Source organism: Stenotrophomonas maltophilia, from assembly GCF_900186865.1.
Taxonomy (GTDB): domain Bacteria; phylum Pseudomonadota; class Gammaproteobacteria; order Xanthomonadales; family Xanthomonadaceae; genus Stenotrophomonas; species Stenotrophomonas maltophilia.
Window position 1 is genome coordinate 2057419 of record NZ_LT906480.1, and the last position, 24187, is coordinate 2081605.

Annotated in this window: 39 protein-coding genes and 1 pseudogene; 35 read left to right on the plus strand and 5 right to left on the minus strand. The window is 63.7% G+C overall.

Going from position 1 to position 24187, the window contains the following annotated elements; genetic code table 11:
- Positions 1–18: 18 nt before the first annotated feature.
- Positions 19–543: pseudogene (locus CKW06_RS24190) on the minus strand (DNA cytosine methyltransferase); the annotation flags it as partial.
- A 2-nt stretch (positions 544–545) separates the two neighbouring features.
- Here CKW06_RS24190 and CKW06_RS09955 point away from each other — a divergent pair.
- The gene (locus tag CKW06_RS09955) at positions 546–773 is read left to right on the plus strand and encodes a hypothetical protein (RefSeq protein ID WP_024956441.1); all 228 of its coding nucleotides are present in this window, start codon (positions 546–548) and stop codon (positions 771–773) included.
- Positions 774–884: 111 nt separating this feature from the next.
- Positions 885–1586, plus strand: a complete 702-nt coding sequence (locus CKW06_RS09960) for a hypothetical protein (protein ID WP_024956442.1) — start codon at positions 885–887, stop codon at positions 1584–1586.
- A 156-nt stretch (positions 1587–1742) separates the two neighbouring features.
- On the opposite strand, the gene CKW06_RS09965 is transcribed toward CKW06_RS09960, so the two are convergent.
- The 4 genes from CKW06_RS09965 to CKW06_RS09985 all read right to left on the minus strand — a co-directional run bounded on the left by CKW06_RS09965 (position 1743) and on the right by CKW06_RS09985 (position 3983).
- Positions 1743–1985: a hypothetical protein gene (locus CKW06_RS09965; protein ID WP_024956443.1), complete on the minus strand. Its 243-nt coding sequence runs from the start codon at positions 1983–1985 to the stop codon at positions 1743–1745.
- On the minus strand, positions 1985–2200 hold the full coding sequence (locus CKW06_RS09970; protein WP_024956444.1) for a hypothetical protein: 216 nt from the start codon (positions 2198–2200) through the stop codon (positions 1985–1987). The genes CKW06_RS09965 and CKW06_RS09970 overlap by 1 nt, the downstream gene beginning before the upstream one ends.
- Complete coding sequence (locus CKW06_RS09975; RefSeq protein WP_024956445.1) at positions 2197–2397, minus strand: hypothetical protein; 201 nt, start codon at positions 2395–2397, stop codon at positions 2197–2199. Before CKW06_RS09975 ends, CKW06_RS09970 begins: the two co-directional genes overlap by 4 nt.
- An 830-nt stretch (positions 2398–3227) precedes the next feature.
- A complete protein-coding gene (locus CKW06_RS09985; protein ID WP_231910918.1) occupies positions 3228–3983 on the minus strand; it encodes a S24 family peptidase in 756 nt (251 codons plus the stop codon).
- Between CKW06_RS09985 and CKW06_RS23800 the strand changes: the two genes are divergently transcribed.
- From CKW06_RS23800 to CKW06_RS23565, 33 genes are all read left to right on the plus strand, one after another.
- Positions 3982–4419 carry a helix-turn-helix domain-containing protein gene (locus CKW06_RS23800; RefSeq protein WP_024956448.1) on the plus strand — a complete coding sequence of 146 codons (438 nt, stop codon included), beginning with the start codon at positions 3982–3984 and terminating at the stop codon, positions 4417–4419. The two genes, CKW06_RS09985 and CKW06_RS23800, sit on opposite strands and share 2 nt — an antisense overlap.
- A gap of 225 nt (positions 4420–4644) precedes the next feature.
- A complete protein-coding gene (locus tag CKW06_RS10000; protein WP_024956450.1) occupies positions 4645–4824 on the plus strand; it encodes a hypothetical protein in 180 nt (59 codons plus the stop codon).
- Positions 4825–4906: 82 nt separating this feature from the next.
- The gene (locus CKW06_RS10005; protein ID WP_024956451.1) at positions 4907–5437 is read left to right on the plus strand and encodes a phage regulatory CII family protein; all 531 of its coding nucleotides are present in this window, start codon (positions 4907–4909) and stop codon (positions 5435–5437) included.
- Positions 5434–5745 (plus strand): MarR family transcriptional regulator, encoded by a 312-nt coding sequence (locus CKW06_RS10010; RefSeq protein WP_024956452.1) that lies wholly within the window; start codon positions 5434–5436, stop codon positions 5743–5745. The genes CKW06_RS10005 and CKW06_RS10010 overlap by 4 nt, the downstream gene beginning before the upstream one ends.
- Before the next feature lies 1 nt (position 5746).
- A complete protein-coding gene (locus CKW06_RS10015) occupies positions 5747–6640 on the plus strand; it encodes a helix-turn-helix domain-containing protein (protein ID WP_024956453.1) in 894 nt (297 codons plus the stop codon).
- Positions 6630–7292, plus strand: coding sequence for a hypothetical protein (locus tag CKW06_RS10020; protein WP_024956454.1), 663 nt, complete (start codon positions 6630–6632; stop codon positions 7290–7292). Before CKW06_RS10015 ends, CKW06_RS10020 begins: the two co-directional genes overlap by 11 nt.
- A complete protein-coding gene (locus tag CKW06_RS10025; protein ID WP_024956455.1) occupies positions 7289–7486 on the plus strand; it encodes a hypothetical protein in 198 nt (65 codons plus the stop codon). Before CKW06_RS10020 ends, CKW06_RS10025 begins: the two co-directional genes overlap by 4 nt.
- Entirely contained in the window at positions 7486–7854 is a 369-nt protein-coding gene (locus tag CKW06_RS10030; protein WP_024956456.1) for a Ref family recombination enhancement nuclease, read from the plus strand. The genes CKW06_RS10025 and CKW06_RS10030 overlap by 1 nt, the downstream gene beginning before the upstream one ends.
- Entirely contained in the window at positions 7851–8060 is a 210-nt protein-coding gene (locus CKW06_RS10035; protein ID WP_024956457.1) for a hypothetical protein, read from the plus strand. The genes CKW06_RS10030 and CKW06_RS10035 overlap by 4 nt, the downstream gene beginning before the upstream one ends.
- Positions 8050–8478 (plus strand): hypothetical protein, encoded by a 429-nt coding sequence (locus CKW06_RS10040; protein WP_024956458.1) that lies wholly within the window; start codon positions 8050–8052, stop codon positions 8476–8478. The genes CKW06_RS10035 and CKW06_RS10040 overlap by 11 nt, the downstream gene beginning before the upstream one ends.
- A 181-nt stretch (positions 8479–8659) precedes the next feature.
- Positions 8660–8947, plus strand: coding sequence for a hypothetical protein (locus CKW06_RS10045; RefSeq protein ID WP_024956459.1), 288 nt, complete (start codon positions 8660–8662; stop codon positions 8945–8947).
- Between the two features lie 65 nt (positions 8948–9012).
- The gene (locus CKW06_RS10050; RefSeq protein WP_024956460.1) at positions 9013–9501 is read left to right on the plus strand and encodes a glycoside hydrolase family 24 protein; all 489 of its coding nucleotides are present in this window, start codon (positions 9013–9015) and stop codon (positions 9499–9501) included.
- Positions 9498–9812 (plus strand): hypothetical protein, encoded by a 315-nt coding sequence (locus CKW06_RS10055; RefSeq protein WP_024956461.1) that lies wholly within the window; start codon positions 9498–9500, stop codon positions 9810–9812. Before CKW06_RS10050 ends, CKW06_RS10055 begins: the two co-directional genes overlap by 4 nt.
- A gap of 138 nt (positions 9813–9950) precedes the next feature.
- Complete coding sequence (locus tag CKW06_RS10060) at positions 9951–10322, plus strand: hypothetical protein (protein WP_024956462.1); 372 nt, start codon at positions 9951–9953, stop codon at positions 10320–10322.
- Between the two features lie 327 nt (positions 10323–10649).
- Positions 10650–11126: a lysis system i-spanin subunit Rz gene (locus CKW06_RS23805; protein WP_024956463.1), complete on the plus strand. Its 477-nt coding sequence runs from the start codon at positions 10650–10652 to the stop codon at positions 11124–11126.
- Positions 11123–11467 carry a hypothetical protein gene (locus tag CKW06_RS10070; RefSeq protein WP_024956464.1) on the plus strand — a complete coding sequence of 115 codons (345 nt, stop codon included), beginning with the start codon at positions 11123–11125 and terminating at the stop codon, positions 11465–11467. Before CKW06_RS23805 ends, CKW06_RS10070 begins: the two co-directional genes overlap by 4 nt.
- Before the next feature lie 162 nt (positions 11468–11629).
- Positions 11630–11893 carry a hypothetical protein gene (locus CKW06_RS10080; RefSeq protein ID WP_024956465.1) on the plus strand — a complete coding sequence of 88 codons (264 nt, stop codon included), beginning with the start codon at positions 11630–11632 and terminating at the stop codon, positions 11891–11893.
- A complete protein-coding gene (locus CKW06_RS10085) occupies positions 11893–12291 on the plus strand; it encodes an HNH endonuclease signature motif containing protein (RefSeq protein ID WP_024956466.1) in 399 nt (132 codons plus the stop codon). The genes CKW06_RS10080 and CKW06_RS10085 overlap by 1 nt, the downstream gene beginning before the upstream one ends.
- A 78-nt stretch (positions 12292–12369) precedes the next feature.
- Positions 12370–12750, plus strand: a complete 381-nt coding sequence (locus tag CKW06_RS10090; protein ID WP_024956467.1) for a hypothetical protein — start codon at positions 12370–12372, stop codon at positions 12748–12750.
- 3 nt (positions 12751–12753) lie between these two features.
- Positions 12754–14424: a terminase large subunit gene (locus tag CKW06_RS10095; protein WP_024956468.1), complete on the plus strand. Its 1671-nt coding sequence runs from the start codon at positions 12754–12756 to the stop codon at positions 14422–14424.
- The gene (locus CKW06_RS10100) at positions 14424–15728 is read left to right on the plus strand and encodes a phage portal protein (protein WP_024956469.1); all 1305 of its coding nucleotides are present in this window, start codon (positions 14424–14426) and stop codon (positions 15726–15728) included. The genes CKW06_RS10095 and CKW06_RS10100 overlap by 1 nt, the downstream gene beginning before the upstream one ends.
- Position 15729: 1 nt before the next feature.
- Positions 15730–16449 carry a head maturation protease, ClpP-related gene (locus tag CKW06_RS10105; RefSeq protein WP_231910920.1) on the plus strand — a complete coding sequence of 240 codons (720 nt, stop codon included), beginning with the start codon at positions 15730–15732 and terminating at the stop codon, positions 16447–16449.
- Positions 16450–16517: 68 nt separating this feature from the next.
- Positions 16518–17762 carry a phage major capsid protein gene (locus tag CKW06_RS10110; protein WP_024956471.1) on the plus strand — a complete coding sequence of 415 codons (1245 nt, stop codon included), beginning with the start codon at positions 16518–16520 and terminating at the stop codon, positions 17760–17762.
- Positions 17763–17819: 57 nt separating this feature from the next.
- On the plus strand, positions 17820–18224 hold the full coding sequence (locus CKW06_RS10115) for a hypothetical protein (RefSeq protein WP_024956472.1): 405 nt from the start codon (positions 17820–17822) through the stop codon (positions 18222–18224).
- A gap of 3 nt (positions 18225–18227) precedes the next feature.
- Positions 18228–18650 (plus strand): head-tail connector protein, encoded by a 423-nt coding sequence (locus CKW06_RS10120; RefSeq protein WP_024956473.1) that lies wholly within the window; start codon positions 18228–18230, stop codon positions 18648–18650.
- 50 nt (positions 18651–18700) lie between these two features.
- Complete coding sequence (locus tag CKW06_RS10125) at positions 18701–18979, plus strand: phage head closure protein (RefSeq protein WP_231910922.1); 279 nt, start codon at positions 18701–18703, stop codon at positions 18977–18979.
- Positions 18972–19475: an HK97-gp10 family putative phage morphogenesis protein gene (locus CKW06_RS10130; RefSeq protein ID WP_005408963.1), complete on the plus strand. Its 504-nt coding sequence runs from the start codon at positions 18972–18974 to the stop codon at positions 19473–19475. The genes CKW06_RS10125 and CKW06_RS10130 overlap by 8 nt, the downstream gene beginning before the upstream one ends.
- Positions 19472–19834, plus strand: a complete 363-nt coding sequence (gp17, locus tag CKW06_RS10135) for a tail completion protein gp17 (protein WP_024956475.1) — start codon at positions 19472–19474, stop codon at positions 19832–19834. Before CKW06_RS10130 ends, gp17 begins: the two co-directional genes overlap by 4 nt.
- A gap of 76 nt (positions 19835–19910) precedes the next feature.
- The gene (locus CKW06_RS10140) at positions 19911–20384 is read left to right on the plus strand and encodes a phage tail tube protein (protein WP_024956476.1); all 474 of its coding nucleotides are present in this window, start codon (positions 19911–19913) and stop codon (positions 20382–20384) included.
- A gap of 125 nt (positions 20385–20509) precedes the next feature.
- Complete coding sequence (locus CKW06_RS10145; RefSeq protein WP_024956477.1) at positions 20510–20884, plus strand: hypothetical protein; 375 nt, start codon at positions 20510–20512, stop codon at positions 20882–20884.
- Positions 20885–21179: 295 nt separating this feature from the next.
- Entirely contained in the window at positions 21180–23147 is a 1968-nt protein-coding gene (locus tag CKW06_RS10155) for an SPRY domain-containing protein (protein WP_231910925.1), read from the plus strand.
- Positions 23148–23169: 22 nt separating this feature from the next.
- Entirely contained in the window at positions 23170–23913 is a 744-nt protein-coding gene (locus CKW06_RS10160) for a hypothetical protein (protein ID WP_024956479.1), read from the plus strand.
- A 55-nt stretch (positions 23914–23968) separates the two neighbouring features.
- Positions 23969–24136 (plus strand): hypothetical protein, encoded by a 168-nt coding sequence (locus tag CKW06_RS23565; protein WP_154699826.1) that lies wholly within the window; start codon positions 23969–23971, stop codon positions 24134–24136.
- Positions 24137–24187: the final 51 nt, after the last annotated feature.

The window sequence follows — 24187 nt, forward strand, 5'->3', positions numbered from 1 at the left end:
GCGATGGGGCGCGTCGACGGCACAAGCTGGGACAACGACCGCCCGGCAGGCGTAGTCCTCTGCTTCCAGGTCAGCAGACACTCCGTCGAGCCAGTTCTTGCCAACCGCCGCCGCAACCTGTTCTCCCATGACGACAGCGGGCCGTCGGGCACGGATGAGGCGAAGGAAGTGGGGCCACAGGTGCCGATCGTCATCCTGGGCTTTTCCTTTGCCCGCGACGGAGAACGGCTGGCACGGGGCGCTGCCGGTCCAGAGCTCGCGGTCGTCGGGCCACCCAGCAAGTCGAGCTGCAAGGGACCAACCGGCGATGCCGGCGAAGAAGTGGCATTGCCGATATCCGGCGAGGTCTGATGGTTGAACATCGGTGATGCTCCTGGTGTCGACGTGGCCGGGCGGGATCAGGCCGGCATCGATGAGGTTGCGGATCCACTGCGCGGCGTAGGCATCCCATTCGCTGTAGTAGTTCAATGAAGTCCCTCGCGTTCTTGGCAATAGCTGCTGCGTGCAGCTACTCTCCCTTCTCCATGAATGTGCGAGAGGCAAGGATGTCGCTGAAGGAAATGGGCCGATCGAGTTCGGCCGTGTACAAAGGAACGACGTACAGCGCCAAGGGTCGCTTTTCCGTTCAAGGCGGATACGCGGCCGAGTACCGTATTGGGCTTGCTGCGACTGACCCGTGGGTTCTTTGTGATGGCCGATTCGATAGCTGGGAGGAAGCTCTCGAACATGCTCAGGTCACCGCGCGCGCTGCCATAGACAAGCTGCAGGAATAGGCGCCTAGGCATTGCCCACCGCCTGGCTGTCGGTCGAGGCGGCCAAGCTCTCGTTTGGATGGATGCAGGTCATGGCAGAATCGGCTTCAACATGGACAGGGGGATTACGCGATGGCGATGTGCCCGCTCGCGGTGGACTGGGGGAACGTGGCCGACTGGGCCGCGGTAGGTGTCGGTGTCGGAGCAGCAGTGGCTACGACCGTGGTAGCGATGCTCGCTTACCGCACCTCCAAGCGAGCGGCTGAGATCGCGGAGGAAGCGACCCGGATCGCAGCTCAGCAGCATCAAGAGGCGGTGGACAATCGCGAAGCGAACGCGCGAATTGTCGTCAGACTGCTGTTGCACGAAGTCTCTGAGCTCCCGGTCCAACTTGCGATTCAAATAAAGCGATGCGAAAGACGGGTGGGCATGGATTCTCAGGGCACAGCTCCCAAGTACCGTGTCGACTCTTTTGTTCGAGCGCTGCGGGCAGCGGGTGGCTCGTTTTTGCCTGGCACAGAGCAGGTACTCGATCGAATTCCAAATCTTCGAGACGAAATCGGCGATGACCTCGCCACATTGGTTGGTTACAACCGAACCATCAACCAGATGAGCAAAGATCTCCTGCCGATGGTGGTTAGTTCGCCGATCCCAAACTTGAGCGGATTGCCGAGTTTTTCGTATACCGGGAACGAGAAGGACATAGAACTTTTCCGTAAGTACCTGGCTGTATTCCTCGGCTTGGCCATCGACTTTGCGAACCGCTTTCGCGCATATGGCGGTGTTGAACAGTACGATTACTCCAATTACGAGGAGTTGGCGGACAGGACCTGACGCGGCGGCGCGGTTGGCCGCTGCCATGCGGGCTGGGTCGTGATCGAAGATGTCGAGCTGGTTACGCACGCTGGACTCCTGGGATGGGTTGCCGGCTGTTGGAACCCGGCCGGCGCGGGTTCCCTGCGCTGCAGGGGGAGAGCGCAGGGCAGGGGGTCAGTGGGTGTCGTCGGCCGGCATCGGCGCGCGCTGTCGTTCTGCCGTGCGCCGCCGCATTTCGTGGCGGAAGGCCGGCCAGTTGCGCCACAGGTCGCGCATGCCGCACCAGATGAAGTGGACGGTGCCGGCCAGGAAGACCAGAACGAACGATTCGGCACCGGTGTAGATGGCGCGCGCGAGCAGCGCCAGCAGTAGGCCGACGATGACGGCGCAGTAGAAGGGCAGGGGCAGGTGGCGCATCAGGCTGCTCCGTCTTGGGCGCGCGCTGCGCTGCGGATAGCAGCGACGGCGCCTGCAGCGCTGTGGCCGTGCCGCAGAACGGCATTGGCGGCGACGCTTGCTGCGACGACGACCTGATAGGGGAGAAGGCCCCAGCGCTTACCGGCGCGGGCGACGATGCCTGCGGTGGCAGCGGCGCGCTGTGCCTGGGAGTGCTTGGCGATGACGGCGTTCATGCGGCGGCGCGTTGGCTTTCGGAGCGCAGTTGCTGCGCTGCGCGCTGGAGCCCTACGGCCAGCTGGTCGGCCTCTTCCGGGCCGAGGTGGATGCTGACGCAGCCAACGCTGAGGGCGACGATGCCGGTGCTGACGTCTGGCATCGACGTGGCGGTGGGTTGCAGTTGTTTGAATGCGCCGAGGGACAGGCTGGCCATGTTTGATCTCCTGCGCCGTTTCCCCCAAGGCGTGAGGGATGATCAAAGCGCATTAGAGAAACTACAGAATACTGTAAATCAAGTCAACAGAATGCTGTAAATTTCAAATAGCAAAGATCTACGGCGGACCGTCGATTTCTTGGCTACGCACGCTTTAGGACAGGCTGCCGTACAGCAGCCTGTCTTTTGCTCTGGGGACTTATGAAGAAATCAGATCCCTCAGCCAGTCCCAGACCTTGGCTAGATTGCTCCACAGCCACTCCGCTAGCCTGAAGCCAGCAAAGCGCCAGGGAATCTTGTCCCATAGCGAACGCCACCAGGCCTTGGGGGTTGCATGCTTCGTTGCCCTTGGCCTCTTGCTCGACCAGAATCGGCTCGGACGGGCCAAGTTGGTGCGGTTGCTATTTTTCCTACTGCGCTTCTTCTTTGCACTGCGTTTCGTCATTTGGGTTCTCCTCTATAGACGATGGGTGTTTCAGGTTTTGCCCATTCGCTAGCGAGAACCCACAACGAGCATTCATCTTTAGATTTGCAATCCTCAAGAATTAGGCTTACAGTTGCTTTACGAGATTGGTTCCAACAACTCTATTAGGCATTCGACGAGTTGTTTTAAGGTTAAAGATGTGGCGTCTCTAACCTAGTGCTAGCCTAGAACGCTCAGACGACCCATGGTTGTTTGAGCGCTTTGCGTTCCAGTTCAGGAAGTTAACCACGAGATAAGCCCTAAGTCAAGCGCTCTTGAAATGCAAGACTTATTTTAAAAAGATTCTCAGCTTTGGTTCATACTTCGTTCATAAAAAAGCCCCTGCTTGTCAGGGGCTTTTTTATGCTCAGAATTTCCGTAGGCCTGCATGTATCAGGGCTTTTCCCAAGACCGATAGGTCGTCCGAGTCTGGTCTGAAAGGCGGGAAATCAGTGTTGACGCTCACCACGTAGAGGCCATCACCGCGCTTCTGGAGCATCTTGATCTGAGTCTCGCCACCAATGTTGATGAGGTAGTAATCGTCACCATCGAAGTAGTCGCAGCTGGTGTCGATCCAGACGATATCGCCGTCCTCCAGCTTGGGGCGCATAGACGGGCCGCGGCCGGTGATGATCTGGATCCTGCCAGGCTGTGGCAGGTAGCCGAGCTTGCGGCGGACCTCCCATTCGGCGACTTCAATGGTCTTTACGACCTCCGGGTAGTCTTGGTTGACCATCCCTGCACCCATCCCCGCACCCCCTTCGAACAAGTCGAAGCGAACATAGCCAGGTGGTGTCTCAATCTCCGCGACGTATGAGATAGGGCGCTCTTCTACGCTGCCGTGCATCGAGCCCTTGCCGGTTTCCAGCCACGCGAGGGAGACGCCGAGGGCATCGGCCAGAACCCGCAGCTTAGTGCTTGTTTGCATACCGCCGCGCTCCAGCTCGGAAATCGTGCTGTAGCCCACCCCCGATGCCGTCGCCAGGGCGGATCGAGAGATCCCCTTTTGGGCACGGGCTTCCTTTACTCGGTCACCGATCGTCTGCATCCCTGCATGCTCACAGAAATCTGTAACAGAATGCTGTTGATTGAATCTACAGAATCCTGTAGCTTCGTGGTCCATGGACTGGAAATCTCATATCGAAGGGTTATTGAGCGCTGGCGCCACTGTTGATCAGCTGGCGCGCGGGATGGGCGTCACGCCCAACGCGATCAGGGAAATCCGTGCTGGCCGAACCCGTTCGCCACGCGCGGACGCCGCGTTTCGGCTGGCAGCCATGAAGCCGGAGCAGTTCAGCTACGGGTCCGGGAACGTTGTCGGCACATTCGCTGTCACCAAACGCGCGCTGCTCGACCGCTTGGGTATGACCAGCACGGCGCACTTGGCGAAGGTGCTGGACCTGCCAGCCGCTCAAGTGGCCGATTGGGGGGATGACGCGCCTATCCCAGCCTTGCCGCAGGTAATGAAGCTGCTTGGGCACCCCGAACAGCAGGAGCCGGCCAAGCCGGCAAACGACGATCCCGATGCAGACCGCATAGCCCCGATTGAGGTGGCGTGATGGGCTACAGCCGAACCAGGCGCTCGCCAGTAGCAACCACTTCAAATCCGTCTGCGTCGGCATTGACGGCGCTGCCGTCTCCGAGTGTGTGCCTTGCCATCCCCTCGACCCAGCTTGGCCCGTCCAAGTCCGAAGTGTCGATGCGAGTGAAGTGCTTGATGACCCACACCCTGCGGCCGTCCGCGCCGCGAGTTTCGATTTGTTCCGTCTCCATGGAGAACCCCAATGTCTGACCAGACCCCCGAGCAGGTGCGGGAGCACCACCTGTCGCGCATCCGCGAATACGCGGTGCAGCACGACCTCGCTGGCGAGGATATCGCACTGATCTTCAATGCTGGGCTGGCTGCCGCCCGCACTCTGCGGCCCGCGCTTTTCGAGCAAGTGACTTCCGGCCGTCGTCCCTGAGTTGTTGATCTCCATGGCGCCAATCCTGCGCCACCCGAGCACAGCCCGAAACCTTGAAAAACCGTCCCTCCCAAGGTGACCCATGACCTGCCGCACATCCGCTCTCAACTGGCTCGACGTTCTCTACAACTCCGTGCGCAAGACGCCCGGCGGTGTCGTGGACGCGGCCGCTTTCCTAGCCGACCGCCGCGGCAAGTCCATGCACCCGGAGACGCTGCGCGCGAAGTTGCGCGGGCTGGAGGGCGAATCGGTAACGCTGGAAATCGCCGAACTGCTGACCGAGTGGATGCAGGAGAAGGCGGGCGGCAGCGACTACGCCCTGGATTGGATGCAGGCGCTGGCAGGCCAGTTCGGCATGGCGGTGGCTACCGTGCCGCCGCCACCGGAGGGCGGCTGGTCGGACGAGATTGGCGCCATCCAGACGAAGTTGCTGGAGATCACCACGCGGGTAGGGCGCTTGTCCGGCACCGCTGTGGAGGCGATGACCGATCGCCACATCGACAGCGACGAAGCGAAGCTGATGGTGGAAGAGGCCAACTCGCTGATCACCATGGCGCACCGGCTGATCCGCAACGTGTCGCGCGCTGCTGCCAAGGGGAGGGCGCGTCGATGAATCATCCGGCCCGAGCAACCGACCTCAGCACCAGTCACGAGGCCGCACAGTACGTCGTTCAATCCGGCTTGCAGGGTGACCAGCAGGCCGCAGCAGCGTCCGCCGTGAAGCGCCATCCCGGCCTCACCAGCAATGAACTGGCCCAACAGACCGGCATGTGTCGTTACGTGCTCGCACGCCGGCTGCCCGAGCTGGCAGAAACCGGCCGTGTTTGGCGTGGCCCGAAAAAGCCCTGCTCCGTCTCGGGCCGCAGCGCCTGCACCTGGTGGCCAGTGGCGCCGGGCGAAAACATGACGCTGGGGCTCTGACATGTCGACCATCATCATGTCGCAATGCTGGCCGCTGCAGGGCCTGAGCGTCACGCAGAAGGCTGTGCTGATCTCGCTGGCTGATCAGGCGAACGACGACGGTGTGTGCTGGCCGGCGGTGGGCACCATCGCCGCGCGCTGCTGCATGTCGGCGCGCGCTGTGCGCACGGCAATGGATCATCTGGAGGCTGTGGGTCTGCTTACTCGTGACCGCCGCTTCAACAGCAGCACGGTCTACAAGGTGACCCCCGTCAACTTCGACAAAGCTGCTGCGCCGTCGAAGGCTGGGCGAAAGGCAGGAAAAGCAGGGGCTGCACCGGGCGCAGGAGATGCGCCCCCTGCAGGTGGTGCGCCCGCTGCAGGAGGGGATGCGCCCCGTGCAGGAGGGGATGCACCGGGCGCAGCTCTGGGGGTGCGCCCCGTGCCGCCTAACCGTCATATAACCCTCAAGGAACCGTCAGGAGAACCGCCATTTCCGGCGGGCCTGATGGCCGCGCCGCCGGTGGTGGATTCCGAGACCGACCTGCAGGCTGCCTGTCGGGCCACCTGGGGGGCCTATGCCAGCGCCTACCGCACCCGCCACGGTGTGGCCCCGGTGCGCAACGCAAAGGTGAACAGCAACGTCCGGCAGATCGTGCAGCGGCTGGGCCATAGCGAGGCGCCGCTGGTCGCCGCGTGGTTCCTGACCGTCAACGAGCGCTACGTGGTGCAGAACATGCACGACCTGGGCGCGCTGCTGACGAAGTGCGAGGCATACCGCACGCAGTGGGCCACCGGCCGTCAGATGACGCAGGCCAGCGCCCAGCAGCAGGACCAGACGCAGTCCAACGCCAACGCGGCCGACGAAGCCAAGGCGCTGCTGCGGAAGATCAAGGGAGCCAGCAATGCTCAGTGACTTTGAGCAGGATCGGCTTGTTGAGCTGCTGGTTGCCACGGCCGAAGTTATCGGCGACCGGATCAGCCCGAGCGCGGCCGTGTTCATGGTGTCGGATCTGGCGCAGTACCCGCTGCCGATGCTGGAGCGCGCGCTGGCAGCGTGTCGCCGGGAGTTGAAAGGCCGTCTGTCGCTGGCCGCAGTTCTTGAGCGCATCGAGGACGGACACCCGGCGCCAAATGAGGCTTGGGCCAATGCGATACGTGCCGCGGACGAAGGCGCAACCGTGGTCTGGACCGAGCAAACGCGCGATGCGTGGGCTGCGGCACTGCCGCTGGTGCTGGCGGGCGACAAGATCGCGGCCCGCCCGGCGTTCCTGGAGGTGTACGCCCGGTTGGTGAAGGAAGCGCGCGCTGCACATCGCACGGCGACCTATCAGCTGTCCCTTGGCGCCGACGCGTCTGGCCGGGATGGGGTATTGCTGCAGGCCGTGGCCGCTGGCCAGCTGACGCACGAGCAGGTGGCGGAACACCTTGCGCTGCCTCCAGCTACGCCCGCGTTCAATCCGGTGGCGCTGCTGGCTGGAACCGTTGAGGCCTCGCCGACCGCCGATTCCAGGACGCGTGCGCGTCTGATGGAAATCGCGGAGCTGCTTGCAGGCAAGGCCGCATGACTAGCCCCGATCACTTCGACCTGGAAGTGCGCCTGGTCAGCGAGCCAGTGGCCGTGGCCGGTTGGTATCTGGCGTATGGCTACGGGGTGAAGCCGCTGGTGATGTACGCCTCGCGCGGGATGACGGTGTGGCGGGACGGCATGCGCCAGATACCTATCACCCGCTATGCCGGCCCGATCCCGGAGCTGCGCTGATGTGGTCGAAGGCACCGCCACCGACGAGGGAAGAGGGTGCCCGCATCGAGTTGGCCAAGACCGGCCCGTGCATGGCCTGCCTAGCGCTGCAGTTGCAGGAGTTGCTGGAGCCGGAGCTGGTGGTCTACGGCTGCGACTACAACCACGCCAAGAGCGGGAACCTGCGGCGCGGCCACCTGCTCGGCTACGCGCTCTGCAAGTGGCACCACATGCGGCATCCGATGGAGGGGAACACCTTCGCGACGATGCGCCAGATCTACGGCCCGAGCCTGATGGATGGCTCGCGGACGTTCCACGAGACATACGGCTCCGACGACGAGCTGATCGCAAACCAGACCTACATCAACGAACTGAGGGCGGCAGCATGAAGAAGACGAAGGCCATGGCGCCCAGGATCAACCCCCAGCGTGCGCCACGCGAGCGTCGGATGGACCACAACACGGTTTCCCGCCCGAAGCGGGTGAAGGCCAGGCCGGTCGCAACTGGTTCGGCTGAAACGGTGGAGGAATTCAAGGCGCGCGGCGGGCGGGTGCAGTACCTGACGGCCAGCTGGGAGCAATGTCATGCAGGTTGATACCTTCGGGGCCTACGTGCGGGCGGAACTCGAGTATTGGGGGGTGCAGTTTGCTCTACACCGGGACTGCGACTACCTAGGGCACCAGTCGTGCAACGTCCTACAGGCATTGATCGACTACCAAGGGGACCTGCCGGGCCAGGCTCAGGGATTCAAACCGATGACCGTAGACACTCGAGCCCAGCGCGTCGAGGACCTAGTTACCGTGATTGCACGAGACAGCAAGGCAATGGCCTGCGTCCTGCGCGCGCGGTTCTGCGGAAGGGGCAGGGTGAAGAACGAGCGGTACGAGACGGCCCAGCTGCTTCTAGCCAACGCGGGGGAGCCAATGATGCACGTGAAGGCTTACTTGGAGCTGGCGCGGCGCGGGGAGGACCGGATTCACGGGATGCTTGCAGGCATTGCTTTGGCTGCCTAACGCGCGCGCGAGACAGCTTGACAGGTGCCACCTGCAAGGGGTTTAATTCCGGCACGATGACATAGAAGCATCCGGGGCGTTTCGGGGGCTTTTTCTGTGGGCAGCAGAGATAAATCAAAAAATCTTGTTTAAATTAGATTTTTTGTTTAATCTAGAGCCTCAAATTTTTTGAGGTGATCTAATGCCGTTGCCAAAGGAAAAGAGACACCGTTCTGCACTGCTTAGCCGTATCGAAAAGGCTTGGCTGCATGGCGTGAGCCACGTGACCTATGAAGAGCTGTACCTTTGGTTCGATGTCGAGAAGATTGCGAAGGCACCCTATCGGGGCATCGCGGAGGCTTTTGAAGAAGTTGCCGGCGACGACGCGCCCGAGGTGAGAATTATCGATGGTCGCGGCGGGATTCATTTGGTGGTAGAGCAGACAAGAGACGGTTCCGAGATGAGGACCCTCTCCGCGCTCGCAGAGTAAGGCGAGACTCGAATTTTTAATCATTCTGACCCCGGATCTCCGGGGTCTTTTTTTTGGGAAAGCCCATGGCGCAGATCACTCCCCAACAGGCTGGCGGCGTGAACGTCGTGGCCTTTCTTGACATGCTGGCTTGGTCCGAAGGTACGGACAACGGCAAGCAGGCCACCAAGGACCGCGGCTATGACGTGATCGTTGGCGGGCAGTTGTTCAAGAGCTACGCCGACCATCCGCGCGTGCTGGTGGATCTGCCCAAGCTCAAGATCCAGTCCACCGCTGCCGGCCGCTATCAGCTGCTGCGCCGCTACTACTACGCCTACAAGAAGACGCTCGGCCTGAAGGATTTCTCTCCGCTGAGCCAGGATCTGATCGCGCTGCAGCAGATCCGGGAGCGTCGCGCGCTGCCACTAATCCAGGCGGGCAAGATCCCGGAGGCAATCAAGGCGGTCAGCAACATCTGGGCGAGCCTGCCGGGCGCTGGCTACGGCCAGCACGAACAGAAACTTGTCGACCTGCTGGCCGTGTACCGCAAGGCCGGCGGGACGGTGGTGCCATGATCGGGGTCGACGTGGACTGGCAGGCCATTGGCACGGCCATTGGCGGTCTGATGGTCGGCGCTGGTGGCGTCGCGCTGTGGTGGCGCAAGCAGTTCGTAGAGACAGCCAGGGAAGGGGCCGAGGTCAACGTGATCCAGCTGATGCGCGAGGAAGTGACCCGGCTGGGCGAACGGGTTGGCCGCATGGAAGCCAGGGAGCTTCGCCTGATCCGCCATATCTATAGGCTTGAGGGGCTCATGCGCGCGGCCAGCCTAGAGCCGCCGCCGTTCGACCCTGACAGCGACACGATCAGGGTCGGCGTGAGCGACTAATGTCCTAGCTACTGATCGGGCAGCAGCTGTCGTCGCTGTTCCTGAATTGTTGATTCCGTGGCGAAGCGAAATTCGGCTTCTCGGCGTATGAGATTTATGCTTCACTGCGGCCTTCACACAGGGGCAGCAGAGGGATGCATGGTTGGCGCGCACAAGATCCTAGAAAACTCGTTTGACTTGACAACGGAAGAGGGCTTAAGGCGTGTTGTTGGCGTCTTGGGAGGTGGGATGGTTCCTACCGCAGTTTTGGCTGCGTACGGCCTGTACTACCTCGCAGGAAAGCTAATGGCATCTCGTGGCAGCCCTGTAGCGGCGGAACAAGCGCGTTGCGCAGAGGATTTGATCCGAACATGCGCGGAGCAAGGTGCTGAAGAAGTCGAGATCGAGATGGATGAAAGCGCCGGAGTTTCGCTGAAGTCCACTGCGAAGGAATTTCCCATGGATTTTACCGTTGGCACAAAGGGGACGGTAAAGGTCAAGGTTAAGTTCGCTAGCAAGCCGACTTCGTAGCGACATTGACAATGTGATAGCAGTAAGCCCGCCTTGTGCGGGCTTTTTTATTGCTGTCTTTAGGGACGTGGAGGTTCGAGTGAAGCCGAGGACCCGTGCAGCGCGCCAGGGCCGAGCCCGCCACAACGTGACCCTCTATGACGCGGATCTGCAAGAGCTTATCGCAGACCCATCTGCCGAAGCAGTTGGTGTCTATGCGGCAGATGCAACATTGGAGATCAAAGCACACATGTCATTCCACCGGAATAAATCGTTGGTCACTCATCGGCCTTGTATGGAGATCGAGCTGAATTTGCATCTCGCCGTGCAGCCATGGACTAGTCAGCCGTGAGCCGCGCCCAGTTCCTCGCCACGGTGTGGCTGACAAGCCTGCTGGTTTCCTGTTGGTGCGGGTGGGAGTGGCGTGACCGTACCGCGGACGTTGACGCGGGCAGGGTGAAAGTGAAGGAGCTCACTAGCCAAGTACGGGCCGAGGAGAGCGCTCGTGCAACGGAACAAGCCATGGGCCGGGAGCTGGCTCAGATCGGAGCGAAGTATGAAGAGGACCGTACTGCGGCAGCGACCGTCCCTGTTGCTGTTGTTGCTGGCGTGCGCGCTGGCAGCCTCCAGCTGCGCGACGACCTCGCTACCTGCAATACCGCTCGCCTGTCCGAAGCTGTCGCCGGCACCATCGAACGTGACCAAGCAGCCCAACTACGAGCAGAGGTCGCGGGCGCTCTTGTTCAAATCGGACGAGACGCCGACGACCACGTCCGGGCCTGCCAAGCCGTGATCGCAGCTGACCGGCTACCGGTGACGCCATGAACCGCCGGATGCTGGCGCTGGGCCGGTTGAAGGCGGGCGAGATGAACAAGACCGAGGCGGCGTATGCCGAGCGGCTGCGCGCGCTGCAGGCTGTGGGCAAGGTCCAATGGCACCGGTTCGAGGGCATGAAGCTGCGCCTGGCGGACAACACGTTCTACACCCCGGACTTTGCAGTCATGGCTGCCGACGGCGTCATGGAGTGCCACGAGGTGAAAGGGCACTGGCAGGACGATGCCAGGGCCAAGATCAAGATTGCCGCGGCCATGTACCCGTTCCGCTTCATTGCGGTGAAGGTGCGGCGTAAGCGCGATGGCAGTGGCTGGGAAGTGGAGGAGTTCTGATGCACGCGACAGTGACTGCATCGGTGCGCCCGCGCTGGTGGCTGCGGTGGTATCTGGCTGCTGTGGTGTGGTTTGCCCGGACCACGGACATGGAACCGGACTGGGAGCGGGTCGAGCGGTGGATACGCCGCGGCCTGGTACTGCGAACGACGAGGGTTGGTGATGGACGCTGCATGGATTGAAGAGGTAGCGCGCGCTGCTGTTGCGACTGCGCTGGCAGGGACGATTGAGGGCAGCACCGACAGCCGCATCGACCGACTGGTCGGGATCATCGAGCAGCAGGGCAAGCAGATCGCCGAGCTGGCAATACACGTGGGGCTGCTGGTGCAGGCAGTGGCGCAGCTGCTGGGCGAGGAGGCCGGTGCACCGGTGCAGGATGAAGGTGCCGAGCCTGAGCGTGTCGATCTGGACGGGAAGTCCTACTGATGCCAACCCGGCCACCCCAGCACCGTGCGGCTGGCTGGCGCCCCTACAAGGAGACCAGCGCCCAGGTTCGCAAGAGACAGGCGCGCCGCGCGCTGCCCACCAATTCCTCGTTGTGGCGCCGGATCCGTGCGGTAGTGCTGGCTCGTGAGCCGCTGTGCAGATGTTGTGCTGAGCAGGGCAGGGTGCGGGCGGCCACTGAGGTCGACCACATCAACGGGGACGACGGCAACAACGCCGACACCAACCTGCAGCCGCTGTGCCGACCGTGCCATAGCGCTAAGACTGCACGGGAGAACGGCGGGTTCGGCAGGGATGCCCGCCAGCCCGGCGGAGCTGAACGAGCGGCGAGTTATCCACCGAATGCTGAACGGAAAGGGAGGGGGGAGGGTCAAAGTTGAGGGCCTTCCCCGCTCGATACGCGCGCCCCCCTTTCCTCTCGCGTCCGCAGAATTTGAATTTCAGAAATGGGAGGTCCGATGGCTCGCCATCGACAGCCGAGGGAACTGGCCGAGCTGAAGGGCGCGACCAGGAAGGATCCGCAGCGCTACAAGAAGGAAGCGCCCAAGGCGAATGCTCCATTGGGCAAGGCACCGGCACACCTACCGACCGAGGTCGCAGTAGTCTGGAAGGAGCTGGAGAAGTGCGCCCTGCCTGGCGTTCTGACCAGCGCCGACCGTTTCATCATGGAGGTGGCGTCATCGCTGCTTTCCGAGTTCCGTGCCAACCGCGGCGAGTTCGTTGCGGCCAAGTACTCCCACCTGATCGGCTGCCTGGCGCGCCTGGGCCTGACCCCGGCTGACCGTCAGAAGCTGGGGACCGAAAAGACCCCGGAGGGCAACCCATTCGACGAGTTCTGATCCATGACGCCGAGCGAATCAGCCAAGGCATACGCCAAGGGCGTCACGTCAGGAAAGATCCCGGCCGGCGAGTTCATCCGTCTGGCGTGCCAGCGGTTCTTGGATGACCTGAAGCGCAAGGGGGCCGTCTGGCCCTACAAGTACGACGCAGAGAAGGCGGACCGCGCGGTGCGGTTCATGGAGAAGATGCCGCACACGAAAGGAAAGTGGGCGGCGCAGAAGCGCCTGCTGGTGCTGGAGCCCTGGCAGCACTTCATCGAGTGCAATCTGTTCGGCTGGGTCCACAAGAAGACCGGGCACCGGCGCTTCCGCCGCGCATACGAGGAGATCCCGCGCAAGAACGGCAAGTCGTTGCGACTGGCTGCTCGTGGGCTGTACCTGTTCTGCGCTGACGGCGAGGCGGGCGCGGAGGTCTATTCGGGCGCTACCAGCGAGAAACAGGCGTACGAGGTGTTCCGCCCGGCCTGGCAGATGGTCCAGAAACTGCCGGCCCTGCGCGCCCGCTTCGGTATCGAACAGGCGGGCAACCCGAAGAACCCGGGGCCGCTGTTCGTCATGGAGGACATGTCCAAGTTTGAGACGATGATCGGCAAGCCCGGCGATGGCTCGAGCCCGCACGCGGCGCTGGTGGACGAGTACCACGAACATGACGATGACCACATGGTCGACGCCATGGAAACCGGCATGGGCGCGCGCGAGCAGCCCCTGCTGTCAATCATCACCACGGCAGGCACCAACCTCTCCGGCCCATGCTTCGAGATGCCAGGCGATGCCATCCGGATCCTGCGCGGCGAGGTGACCGATGAGACAGTGTTCGCGGCGATTTACTGCATAGACGAGGGCGACCGCTGGGACGATCCGGCGAGCCTGCGCAAGGCCAACCCGAACTACGGCGTTTCCGTGTTCGAGCAGTTCCTGCTCGACCAGCTCGCCAAGGCAAAGCGGTCGGCCAGCAAGCAAAGCGCGTTCCGTACCAAGCACCTGAACGACTGGGTCGGCGCCAAGCTGGCATGGATGAACATGCTGGCCTGGCAGCGGCAGAAGCGACGGTTTGAGGTGTCCGACTTTGCGGGCTGTCCGTGCTGGGTCGGCGTCGATCTGGCATCCAAGCTGGACGTGGCTGCCGTAGTGCTGCTGTTCGAGAAGGGCGATAGCTACTACGTCATTCCCCGGTTCTACGTGCCGGAGGCGGCCGTGGAGGAAAGCGAGAAGTACCAGCAGTTCCTGCTGGACGAGCTGATCGTGTCCACGCCGGGGAACATGACGGACTACGCGTTCATCGAAGAGGAGCTGAAAGAGCTTGCGGCACAGGGCGTCGACGTGCGGGACATTGCCTTTGACCCGGCCCAAGCGGCGTACCTGATGACGCGCCTTGAACAGGAAGGGCTGCCGACCGTGGAGATGGCGCAGTCAGTGCGCAATCTGTCCGAGCCCATGAAAGAAGTGGAGGCGCTCATCCTGTCGCGGCGCCTGTGGCACGACGGCAACGCGGCCATGACCTGGATGATGGGCAACGTAGTGGCGCGCGTGGATGCCAAGGAACACGTCTATCCCCGCAAGGAAAAGATGGAAAGCAAGATCGACGGCGCGGTGGCGCTGATAATGGCCATGGGCCGCGCCATGCAGGCGCGGGACACCGGCACAACCCAACAAGGCTTCGTGGTGATCGACTGATGTTCGGACTATTCGAGAAGAACCGGCGGGCCGATGCCCGCGACCGTATCGAGCCGACGATCAGCAACCTGGTCAACGGCGAGGTGATCCAGTCCTCCGACATGCGCATGTTCGAGGTGTTCGGGAACCCGACGACGGCCTCCGGAGCCGTGGTCAGCCCGGAATCGGCGATGCGGGTTTCGGCGGTGTTCGCTGCCGTTTCGCTGCTGGCCGGCGCGATCGCACAGCTGCCGCTGCCTGTATTCGAGCGGGTGGACGGCCATCGCAAGCGGGCGGAGCATGACTACTGGTGGCTGCTGAACGAGCAGTTCTCCTCCGGCTGGTCGAGCGCCACCGGCTGGGAGTTCATCGTCGGCCAGATGCTGCTGCGCGGTGATGGCGTGGTGTACGTGACGCGCAACCGTGCCGGGGTGGCGACCGGGTTGATCCCCTGGCCACGCGACAGGGTGATGATCCTCAAGCAGGAGAAAACCAGCCCGCGGGAGCCGACGCGCCTGCAGTACACGTTCCACGACGCGGACGGTTACTTCACCGTTGACCAGGACGATGTGCTCCACTTCCCCGGCTTCGGTTTCAACAGCGTGCACGGCATGTCGGTGATCCAGTGGGGCGCGCGGAACGGCATCGGCATCGCCATCCAGGGTGACGAGCACGCCGGCAAGTTCTTCAGCGAGGGTGGCAAGCCCGAAGTGGCCATCCGAACGCCAAACAAGATGACCAAGGAGCAGCAGGATGATTTCCGCGACGCCTGGGTCAAGAAGTACGGCGGGGTGCAGGGCAACCGTCGGATCCCCTTGGTCCTGACCGAGGGGCTGGAGGTTCACGAACTGACCATGTCAGCGGTCGACCAGCAGCTGCTGGAGTCGCGTCAGTGGCAGGTGATCGACGTAGCCCGCGCCTTCGGTGTGCCGCCCCACATGATCGGTGAAACCACCAAGTCGACCAGCTGGGGCAGTGGCATCGAGAGCATGGGCATCGGCTTCGTGAAGTACACGCTGGGCCCGCACCTGAAGCGGATCAAGGACGAGTTGAACCGCAAGCTGTTCCGCACGCCGCGCTACTTCGTTGAGCACAACGTGGACATGTTCATGGCCGGCGACTCGAAGACGCAGGCCGAGTACTTCAGCAAGGCGTTGGGTGGCCCTGGCACCCAAGGCTGGATGGTCGTCAACGAAGTCCGCCGCCTCAAGAACCTGCCTCCCATCGAGGGCGGCGACAAGCTCTACCAACCGAAAGACCCCGCGCCACCGGCGAAGCCGGACAGCGACGACCCTGAAAGGAACCCTGAAGATGCCGATTCCTAAGTTGCTGCAGCTGGCCAAGAACAACGCCGGCCAGTCCAAGCCCATCCGGGCGGAGACCGAAGGTAAGGAGGCGACCATCTACCTGCACGGCGTCATCGGCGGGTGGTGGGGCGATATTGACGAGACGATGTTTGCCCAGGCCATGGCCGGAATCGACGCGGACGTGATCCATCTGCGCATCGACTCGCCCGGTGGTGACGTGTTTGCGGCCCGATCGATGATGACCGCCATCGCCCAGCACAAGGCAACTGTCATCGCCCACATCGATGGCTTGGCTGCCTCGGCTATGACCGGGGTCTGCATGGCGTGCGACAAGGTCGAGATCAGCCAAGGTGGTGCGTTCATGATCCACAACGCATGGACCATCACGGTCGGCAACAAGGCCGACATGACCAAGACCGGTGAACTGCTGGCCAAGATCGATGCCGGCCTTGCCGGCGACTACACCCGCCGTACTGGGAAGGATCAGGCGCAGATCGTCCAGTGGATGGACGAAGAGACCTGGTTCACGGCCGACGAAGCCAAGGAACACGGCTTCGCAGACGAGGTGGTGGAGATCGTGGGCAAGAAGAAGGCATCCAACACCTGGGACCTGTCCGCCTACGACAACGCGCCTGCCGCGCTGGCCAACCGTACCCCCGACCCCGACGACGGCGCCGCCGCCGCCCACAAGGCCAACCTGTCGCGCCGTCTGGCGCTGCTGGAACGCTCCGCTGCGTAAGCGACTCCCGCCCGCAGTTCATCCCGACCGCCGAAAGGCGGTTTTTTTTCGACACGAGGAAATCACCAATGCCCTTCAACATTCAGGCCGAGCGGGAGCGCCGCACCGCGCTGGCAAAGGAAACCCGCAACCTGCTGGACACCAGCACCGGTGACAGCAACAAGTGGACGCCGGAGAACCAGGCCAAGTACGACGACAACATCGCCGAGATCGAGCGCATCGACGCGGCGATCGAGCGTCATCAGAAGGTCATGGACCTGACAGCCGACGAGGCACTGCGCGAGCAGGGCGTGCGTGAACACGACGCCTCCAACCGCGGCGGCCGGGAGCTGTCCAACGAGATGCGCCTGTTCGACCGCTGGGCACGTGCCGGTGACAGCGCCCTGAGCGCAGAGGACTGGAAGCAGGTCAACGCCGCCATGTCGGGCAACCCGGCCGTCAACCCGGAACAGGGCGGCTACACCGTGCCGACCACGCTGGCCAAGCAGATCCTGGACGCCCTGAAGGCGTTCGGCGGTATGCGCCAGGTCGCCGACGTATTCAGCACGGCCGGCGGCGAGCCGATGCAGTACCCGACCAGCGATGGCACCTCGGAAGAGGGTGAGCTGGTCGCCGAGAACCAGTCGGCGACCGATCAGGACGTGGCCTTCGGCACCAAGGGTCTGCAGGTCTACAAGTTCAGCTCCAAGGTGGTGACCGTGCCGTGGGAGCTGCTGCAGGACAGCACCGCCGATATCGCCGGGTTCATCGAAAAGCGTCTGCAGACCCGCCTGGGCCGTGTCACCAATCGCAACTACACCGTCGGCACCGGCGTGGGTCAGCCGATGGGCGCTTTCACCGCAGCGGCCGTGGGCAAGATCGGTGCGGTTTCGGCGCTGCCGATCATCACCTACGACGACCTGGTCGATCTGGAGCACAGCGTCGATCCGGCGTATCGCCAGCTGGCCAAGTGGATGTTCCACGACGACATGCTGAAGCTGATCCGCAAGGTGAAGGACGACCAGGGCCGGCCTATCTTCGTGCCGGGTTACGAGCAGGGCAATCCGGGCGGTGCGCCGGATCGTCTGCTGAACCGCGATATCCAGATCAACCAGCACGCTCCGGCTCCGGCCGCGGGCGCCACCTCGATCGCGTTCGGCGACTTCAGCTACTACAAGATCCGCGACGTGATGGCCGTGACCCTGTTCCGCTTCAACGACTCGGCCTACGTGAAGAAGGGCCAGGTCGGCTTTATGGCCTGGATGCGCTCTGGCGGCAACCTGGTTGACGTGGGCGGCGCGGTGAAGACCTTCAAGCACGGCGCTGCGGCTTAACCGCCTCGGCCCACGAACGGAGGGACGCTCCAGCGCGGGCGTCCCTCGGAGACGATCATGGCAAAGCAGAAGAACACCTCCGCGCAGGCGACCAGCGGTCCGGCCGACGCGCGGGAAGCGCCCGCTGCGGTAGTGGACGCAGCGGCTGGCCAGGGCGAGCAGACGGACGCCGAAAGCCACGACGCTGACGCGGCAGATGCCGTCAGTGAGCCGGAGACGGACGAGGGCGGAGACAGCCAGAGGCCCGAAACCGTGGAGGCGGACAACGACCTGCCGCCATCGGATGAAGTACCGGCTCCGCCGGAGGGCGAAACCGTGCCGGCGCTGGTGCTCAGTAACAACCACCTCGGGAAGGTTGGCCAGGTGATCCAGGTCAACGCGGCACACGTTGAGGCGCTGCGCCTTGGCGGGCTGATCGACCCCCACCCCAATGCCATCAAGTCGGCCACGCCGGAGGAATGACCCATGCTGCGCACGTTGACCCCGGCGGCAGAGGAACCCGTGTCGCTGAGCGAAGCGAAGGCGCACCTGGTAGTTATCCACGATGCGGACGACGCGCTGATCGGCGCCTTCGTCACCGCCTCGCGTGAGTCGGTGGAGCGCACCACGGGGTATGCGTTGGCAGCAGCGACCTATGAGTGGACCCCGGTTGGCGAGGGCCGCTCTCCGCTGCCGATCGAGCCGGCCACGCTCGACAGTGAACCGGGCGCCTATCCCGTTAAGTTCACGACGACACCTGGCCCGCTTCCGGGGCCGCTGCGCGCGGCCGTGCTGTTGTTGCTGGGTGACCTGTACGCCAACCGCGAGGCAGTGGTGGCCGGCTCGCAACTGGCCGAGAACCCGACGCTTGACCGGCTGATGTTCCCCTACCGACGGGTGCTGCCGTGAGGCGGGCGGGCAAGTACCGGCATCGCATCGAGCTGCAGGATTACGGCCCGGTGCGTGATCCGCTTGGCGGGGACGTGAAGCAATGGCATAGATGGCGGGCTGACGTGCCGGCAGAGGTGGTTCCGCTTTCGGGTCGAGAGTTCACTGCTGCCTCCGCCGAGCATGGGCAGGTGACTGCACGCATCGAGATCCCCTACCTGCCCGGGGTAGTGCCGACCATGCGTGTGGTGTTCGACGGGCATGTGTACGCGATTCGCGCGGTGCTGCCGGATGCGTCAGCACGTGGGCATATCACGCTGATGGTCGATGCTGGGGTGTCCGATGGCTGAGCAGGTGAAGATCGACGGCCTGGACGGCCTCCTGCGTTCACTGCGGGAGGCACCCAAGGCGATTCAAGGGCGAGCCGTGCAAGCCGGTATGCGCAAGGGCGGCAACGTCATTCGCGACGACGCCCGGCGGCGGGCTCCGAGATCATCGGGGTTCATGGTCTCGCAGATCGTCACCCGCCGGGCCAACACCAAAAGCCGGCAGCGGGCAGGTGTAGGCCAAGGCGGCGAGTACTTCACGGTTGGGGTTAAGACCGGTCGCCGCCGCAAGTACGCCAACACCAAGCGCAACCGCCGCCGCGGCCGAGTAGGGAAGGTCTACGAGGAGGCGGGCTGGGCCTACTACTGGCGGTTCAAGGAGTTCGGCACCAGGAAAATGAGGGCCGAGCCATTCCTCACGCCAGCAGGTGAGGCTAAGGGCCCGGAGGCGGCGCAGGTGATCATCAACGAGACCTGGTCAGCACTGGACAGGCAACTGAAGAAGGGGGGCTGGAAATGATGGTTCCCCTGATCCAATCCCTGCTGCAGGACGCAGCAGGCGTCCGCCTGGTGCTCGGCGATCCCATCAGGCTGTGGCCAGGTACTGCGCCGCAGGATGCGACGCTGCCCTACGCGACATGGGAGGTGGTCGGCGGTTCGCCCACCGCGATGCTGTCCGAGGTGCCGCCGGCCGACGGCTGGCGAGTCCGATTGACTGTGTGGGGAGAAGCCCTGACTCAGGCCAACGGCGCGGCCGTCGCCATCCGCGATGCGATCGAGCGCGTAGGCAGCATCGAGTCCTACAACCCGACGCCTGACAGCGACGGCACGGACGCCTTTGGCATCTCCTTCGACGCCAGGCTCCTGCAACTGCGCTGATCCACAACGGCAATCCACCGGCCCCGCAAGGGGCCTTTTTCATGCCCGGCGACGGGCGCAACACAAGGAAATCTCTATGGGACAGGTAATCAAGTCGAAGCACTCGCAGCTGTTCGTCGCCATCGGCGCGGCCGAGGTCATCAAGGTGACCCGCCTTCGTTCGGTCGGCTTCCCCGATGGCCAGGCATCGGAGATCGATATTTCCGACTACGACGACGACTGGGATCAGTTCGTCGCTGGCCGCAAGCAGACCGGCAGCACCAGCATCGAGATCATCTACGACAGCGTCGACCACGAGAAGCTGGAAGAACTGCACGAGACCGGCGCCGTCGTGAACTGGCTGGTGACCGCGCCGAAGTCGGAAACCGAAGGAGCGGCGAAGCCGGCCGCAATCGCCGGGAAGATCACCCCGCCCACTGACGTGCTGTCCAAGCAGTTCGACGGCTTCGTGCAGAACTTCGCCGTGACCAGCCAGGACAACGACGTCTGGAAGGCGACGATCACCATCCGCGGCTCCGGCGCCGTCACCACGCACCGCCCGACGCCGTAAGGCTGCGGCAACGGCGCACACCCAGGCCCGCTTCGGCGGGCCATCTCTCTGACGGGGCGCGCGGATCCTCCGCGTGTTAGCCGTGCGCGGCCCGCGCGCCCTGTCGCCATTCGAGGAAACGGCCAATGAGCAAGACCAATGACACCCCCCAAACCCAGTCGCAGCAGCCCCTGAGCGTCCTGCAGTCGTTCACCAACCTGGGCATGTTCGCGTCCAAGGACGTGCACGCCGACACGATCACCCTGCCCAACGGAGCCAAGGCGCAGTTCCATGTCCGCGAGCTGCCGGATGCGGAGTTCCGCAAGCTGTGGGGTGAAGGCGACCGCGCCAAGCTGATCGCAGCGACCATCTGCGACGAGGACGGCAAGCCGGTAATGAACGTGGAGCAGGCCGCCCAGCTCAAACCGCTCGTTGCCGCTGAGCTGCAGCGCGTGGCCATGAAGCACTCCGGTTTCGGTGACGAAGCTGCCCAGGCACAGGCCGACGCGGGAAACGGCTAAGGCAGCGCGGCGAGGACTGGTTCTGGAAGGTCCTCGCCGGTCACCTGCACCGGACGGTGTCGGACCTGCGGGCCACTATGTCGCGCCGCGAGTTCCTGGAATGGTGGGAGTTCCACAAGCGGAACCCCATCGACCCTGTGAGCCTGTACATCAAGCCCGCTGCCTTCGCCGCGTATATAACCGCCTCGCACAGCCAAGGCGGGACAAAGCGCTCCTTTCAGCACTACCTCGACGCTCTCGTGCCACGGTCCGATGAGGACGAGGCGCAGGACTGGTTCGATGGACTGGGATGACCATGACCGACACTTTCGGGCGGTTCGCCGCCACGCCCATTGGCCCGTTACTCGCTGCGCGAGATGGCGGGCTTACCCTGGCCGCCACCGGCGCCACCACGCTGGCCAGCCACGCGCGCTCCGACTTCGGCCTTGATGCCGGCACGGTGGGCGTGGAGTTTGCCGTGTGGGGCGATGACGCCGTTGCAGCCCTCGTAGGCTTCGCCACCGGCCCCGCAGCGCTGAACAAGGCGCTGGGTGCGGACCTCGCCAGCATCGGCTGGGATCTCGCGGCCGGGCGCCTGCTGCAGGCGGGCGGTGCGATCGCCACTGGCCTGCCGACAGCGACCCACGGCGACATTGTCGGGCTGCAGGTGGTGTTCTCGACCCCTCGCCAGCTGCGGCTCTACCTCAACGGCGCGCAGATCCTGGTGCGCGAGCTGCAGCTGTCCGGGCCGCTGTTCTTCGCCGCGTCGCTTGCCGCCACCAAGGCCGGTGGGCTGTGCCTTGCGGTCAACGCTGGGCAGTGGGGGCCGCGAAGCGACGCGGCTGCAGCCGGTTGGCGGCTTCCCAGCTCTACCGCCAGCACCGCGCGCTTGGCCGACGTGGACTGGCTGTCTGCCCCCGGCGATAGCCCGGCGAACGTTCGCTACGAGGGATTGGTGGCCGAGGGCGTCAACCTGATCCAGGAGCTGGCCTTCTGGCCGTGGGGCGGTGACCCGGTGTCCCAGGCCGCGGCCGCCGAGTGCGTCGTGGTCGATGCGGAAGGTTTGCTGGACGGGATGGCGGGCACTGGTGCCTCTGGCAGCTCGGTGCAGATCCTGCTTGCGCCCGAAAACGGGATGCGGGCCGACGCGGTCCCGGCCTTCCGTTGCGCGATCGAGCAGATCGAGATCAACGACGACGGCACCAAGACGCTGCACCTGCGTGATGCGCACGACTACCTGGAAGAAACCATCAACCGGGGCGTGTTCCTGCCGAATGTGGCGTCACTGGCATGGAAGCCACAGCCCGTCGTTATCGGTGCGGTGGCCAGTATTCCGGCAATGGGAGCCAACTCGGACGGCACCTCGATGTTCGTTGCTGACGGACGGGTATACGTGGATGCCGTGATGGACCGCGGCGACCTGATGGAGGCAGGAACCTACACCCAAGCGCCGGATGGGCAGCAGCTGCTGATGAAGTCGCCGCCCGTAGCGCCGGTGGTGGTGGATGCGTCCAGCATTGGCGCGGGCATGCTGCCGGCGCGGTTGGAGCAGGCAGTGGCGGACGTGATGGTCCGGTTGGGGAAAGCGGCGTGGTCAGCCAGCGACTGTGCGGATATCGACCAAGCCACGGGTTACATGGGCGTCGGCTACTACGCAGGAACAGCCATCACCGGCCGCGCTGCGCTGAATGCGCTGCTACCCAGCTACGGCGCCGGCTGCTATCAGGATCCATCCGGGTTGCTGCGCTTCGCCCGCGTTACCGCGCCCGAGACCTATGCCGGCGCGTTCGCCTTCGACTTGTCGGAGGATGATCTGGCGGCTGATCTGGTCATGGTGCCCGATGATGCTCCGAACCTGACTCGACGCATGGCCTACCGACCCAACGGCCAGGCGCTGGGCGCATCGGACCTGGTCACCGACGTTGTCGACGTGCCGCAATCCCGGCGCGATGAGCTGACCGGCCTCTACCGGGGACAGGTGTATGGCGCTGGTCCGCTGCACGCCCACTACCAGCGGGCAGAGGCTGCTGACCCGGTCATCTCGTTGTTCTGGCATGCGGCCGACGCGCAACAGGAGATTGATCGCGTCCTCGCCCTGTATGGGGTGCAGCGGCACTTCTATCAGCTGGCGGTGCGTGGTGATCAGGACCTGGCGCCGCTGCCTGGACAGATCGGCCGGATCACTTACGGACGTTACGGTCTTGACGACGGCAAGCCGGTGCTGGTGCGCCGTGTAGAGCGCAACCCTGCCACGGGGGACGTGGTGCTGACGGTGTGGGGATGATGACGTGTTGATTGGATATGGCATGCCGGCTGTCACGACGGTGACCCTCACTGGTGGCACGTGGCTCAGTGCGGACCACGGCTCGGCGCTGTTCGACGGAAAGCCTGGCAGGGCGTCTCGGATCCGCCGCACCAGTTCGCTGGCGATCACGATCACCCTGGCCGAAGCTGTTGTGCCGGGGATCATCGCGATTCTCGGCCTCAACATTCCGCCCGGCGTCCAGGTGAGCGCCGCCGGCGCGAGTGCCACCACCGTGCGACTGCCAGACGGCAGTGTCTGCGCCTGGCTCTTCCCGAAGGCCAGCGCCTTGGTATCAACGGTGTCCGTCGAGATCTACACAACTGCCACGAACGTCGACGTGGGCGAAATTGCGATCTTCCGGGCAGTCGAGGTGGGTATCAGCGACGGTTGGGCGGTGTCCACAATCGACACCAGCGTGCACACCCGCACCAAGGGCGGCCAGGTCAACACGGTTCCTGGACCTCTGTACCGCCGGCTGACGTGCACCCTGTCGGGTCGGACCACTGCTGCAGTGCGCGGCGGTGGACTTGGCGGGTCCGATTGGGAGACGGTGGCGGCAGCGATCGCGGGACGCAGGCGCTCCTGCGTTGTGCCGCAGTACCGGGACATGGTCAGCAAGGCGTTCGACCCGCTGCTGGCGGCGCGCTCGGCGCTCTACGGCTATCCGACACAGCTGCCGTCGGCGGAGAACATCAGCCGGCAGTACTTCAGCGGATACATGGAGTTTGAGGACGTGCCAGCCTGACCTCTGTCTGGAACGATGGCATCATCCTCCTCGTTATCACAATCGAGGGGAAGCGATGTACATCGTGCTGGCCGTTCTTGGAATGTTGGCAGCGATAGCCGGACTGCTAATGCTCACCCAGGGGACCATGGGTGTCGGTGCTATTGCATTCGGCGTCTTCTTAGTCGCACTGGCCCGCGTGATTCAGGCAGAACGCCATCATTCTAAGACCATGGGTGAATAGCCGATCAATCGGCACCCAATCAAAAGCCCCGCCTTGCGCGGGGCTTTCTCG

Excerpts from the sequence above, each read along its gene's own strand:
- CKW06_RS09955 (WP_024956441.1), top strand. The coding sequence starts at position 546 with ATGTCGCTGAAGGAAATGGGCCGATCGAGTTCGGCCGTGTACAAAGGA.
- CKW06_RS09960 (WP_024956442.1), top strand. The coding sequence starts at position 885 with ATGGCGATGTGCCCGCTCGCGGTGGACTGGGGGAACGTGGCCGACTGG.
- CKW06_RS09965 (WP_024956443.1), bottom strand. The coding sequence starts at position 1,985 with ATGCGCCACCTGCCCCTGCCCTTCTACTGCGCCGTCATCGTCGGCCTA.
- CKW06_RS09970 (WP_024956444.1), bottom strand. The coding sequence starts at position 2,200 with ATGAACGCCGTCATCGCCAAGCACTCCCAGGCACAGCGCGCCGCTGCC.
- CKW06_RS09975 (WP_024956445.1), bottom strand. The coding sequence starts at position 2,397 with ATGGCCAGCCTGTCCCTCGGCGCATTCAAACAACTGCAACCCACCGCC.
- CKW06_RS23800 (WP_024956448.1), top strand. The coding sequence starts at position 3,982 with ATGGACTGGAAATCTCATATCGAAGGGTTATTGAGCGCTGGCGCCACT.
- CKW06_RS09985 (WP_231910918.1), bottom strand. The coding sequence starts at position 3,983 with ATGGACCACGAAGCTACAGGATTCTGTAGATTCAATCAACAGCATTCT.
- CKW06_RS10000 (WP_024956450.1), top strand. The coding sequence starts at position 4,645 with ATGTCTGACCAGACCCCCGAGCAGGTGCGGGAGCACCACCTGTCGCGC.
- CKW06_RS10005 (WP_024956451.1), top strand. The coding sequence starts at position 4,907 with ATGACCTGCCGCACATCCGCTCTCAACTGGCTCGACGTTCTCTACAAC.
- CKW06_RS10010 (WP_024956452.1), top strand. The coding sequence starts at position 5,434 with ATGAATCATCCGGCCCGAGCAACCGACCTCAGCACCAGTCACGAGGCC.
- CKW06_RS10015 (WP_024956453.1), top strand. The coding sequence starts at position 5,747 with ATGTCGACCATCATCATGTCGCAATGCTGGCCGCTGCAGGGCCTGAGC.
- CKW06_RS10020 (WP_024956454.1), top strand. The coding sequence starts at position 6,630 with ATGCTCAGTGACTTTGAGCAGGATCGGCTTGTTGAGCTGCTGGTTGCC.
- CKW06_RS10025 (WP_024956455.1), top strand. The coding sequence starts at position 7,289 with ATGACTAGCCCCGATCACTTCGACCTGGAAGTGCGCCTGGTCAGCGAG.
- CKW06_RS10030 (WP_024956456.1), top strand. The coding sequence starts at position 7,486 with ATGTGGTCGAAGGCACCGCCACCGACGAGGGAAGAGGGTGCCCGCATC.
- CKW06_RS10035 (WP_024956457.1), top strand. The coding sequence starts at position 7,851 with ATGAAGAAGACGAAGGCCATGGCGCCCAGGATCAACCCCCAGCGTGCG.
- CKW06_RS10040 (WP_024956458.1), top strand. The coding sequence starts at position 8,050 with ATGCAGGTTGATACCTTCGGGGCCTACGTGCGGGCGGAACTCGAGTAT.
- CKW06_RS10045 (WP_024956459.1), top strand. The coding sequence starts at position 8,660 with ATGCCGTTGCCAAAGGAAAAGAGACACCGTTCTGCACTGCTTAGCCGT.
- CKW06_RS10050 (WP_024956460.1), top strand. The coding sequence starts at position 9,013 with ATGGCGCAGATCACTCCCCAACAGGCTGGCGGCGTGAACGTCGTGGCC.
- CKW06_RS10055 (WP_024956461.1), top strand. The coding sequence starts at position 9,498 with ATGATCGGGGTCGACGTGGACTGGCAGGCCATTGGCACGGCCATTGGC.
- CKW06_RS10060 (WP_024956462.1), top strand. The coding sequence starts at position 9,951 with ATGGTTGGCGCGCACAAGATCCTAGAAAACTCGTTTGACTTGACAACG.
- CKW06_RS10070 (WP_024956464.1), top strand. The coding sequence starts at position 11,123 with ATGAACCGCCGGATGCTGGCGCTGGGCCGGTTGAAGGCGGGCGAGATG.
- CKW06_RS10080 (WP_024956465.1), top strand. The coding sequence starts at position 11,630 with ATGGACGCTGCATGGATTGAAGAGGTAGCGCGCGCTGCTGTTGCGACT.
- CKW06_RS10085 (WP_024956466.1), top strand. The coding sequence starts at position 11,893 with ATGCCAACCCGGCCACCCCAGCACCGTGCGGCTGGCTGGCGCCCCTAC.
- CKW06_RS10090 (WP_024956467.1), top strand. The coding sequence starts at position 12,370 with ATGGCTCGCCATCGACAGCCGAGGGAACTGGCCGAGCTGAAGGGCGCG.
- CKW06_RS10095 (WP_024956468.1), top strand. The coding sequence starts at position 12,754 with ATGACGCCGAGCGAATCAGCCAAGGCATACGCCAAGGGCGTCACGTCA.
- CKW06_RS10100 (WP_024956469.1), top strand. The coding sequence starts at position 14,424 with ATGTTCGGACTATTCGAGAAGAACCGGCGGGCCGATGCCCGCGACCGT.
- CKW06_RS10110 (WP_024956471.1), top strand. The coding sequence starts at position 16,518 with ATGCCCTTCAACATTCAGGCCGAGCGGGAGCGCCGCACCGCGCTGGCA.
- CKW06_RS10115 (WP_024956472.1), top strand. The coding sequence starts at position 17,820 with ATGGCAAAGCAGAAGAACACCTCCGCGCAGGCGACCAGCGGTCCGGCC.
- CKW06_RS10120 (WP_024956473.1), top strand. The coding sequence starts at position 18,228 with ATGCTGCGCACGTTGACCCCGGCGGCAGAGGAACCCGTGTCGCTGAGC.
- CKW06_RS10130 (WP_005408963.1), top strand. The coding sequence starts at position 18,972 with ATGGCTGAGCAGGTGAAGATCGACGGCCTGGACGGCCTCCTGCGTTCA.
- gp17 (WP_024956475.1), top strand. The coding sequence starts at position 19,472 with ATGATGGTTCCCCTGATCCAATCCCTGCTGCAGGACGCAGCAGGCGTC.
- CKW06_RS10140 (WP_024956476.1), top strand. The coding sequence starts at position 19,911 with ATGGGACAGGTAATCAAGTCGAAGCACTCGCAGCTGTTCGTCGCCATC.
- CKW06_RS10145 (WP_024956477.1), top strand. The coding sequence starts at position 20,510 with ATGAGCAAGACCAATGACACCCCCCAAACCCAGTCGCAGCAGCCCCTG.
- CKW06_RS10155 (WP_231910925.1), top strand. The coding sequence starts at position 21,180 with ATGACCGACACTTTCGGGCGGTTCGCCGCCACGCCCATTGGCCCGTTA.
- CKW06_RS10160 (WP_024956479.1), top strand. The coding sequence starts at position 23,170 with ATGCCGGCTGTCACGACGGTGACCCTCACTGGTGGCACGTGGCTCAGT.
- CKW06_RS23565 (WP_154699826.1), top strand. The coding sequence starts at position 23,969 with ATGTACATCGTGCTGGCCGTTCTTGGAATGTTGGCAGCGATAGCCGGA.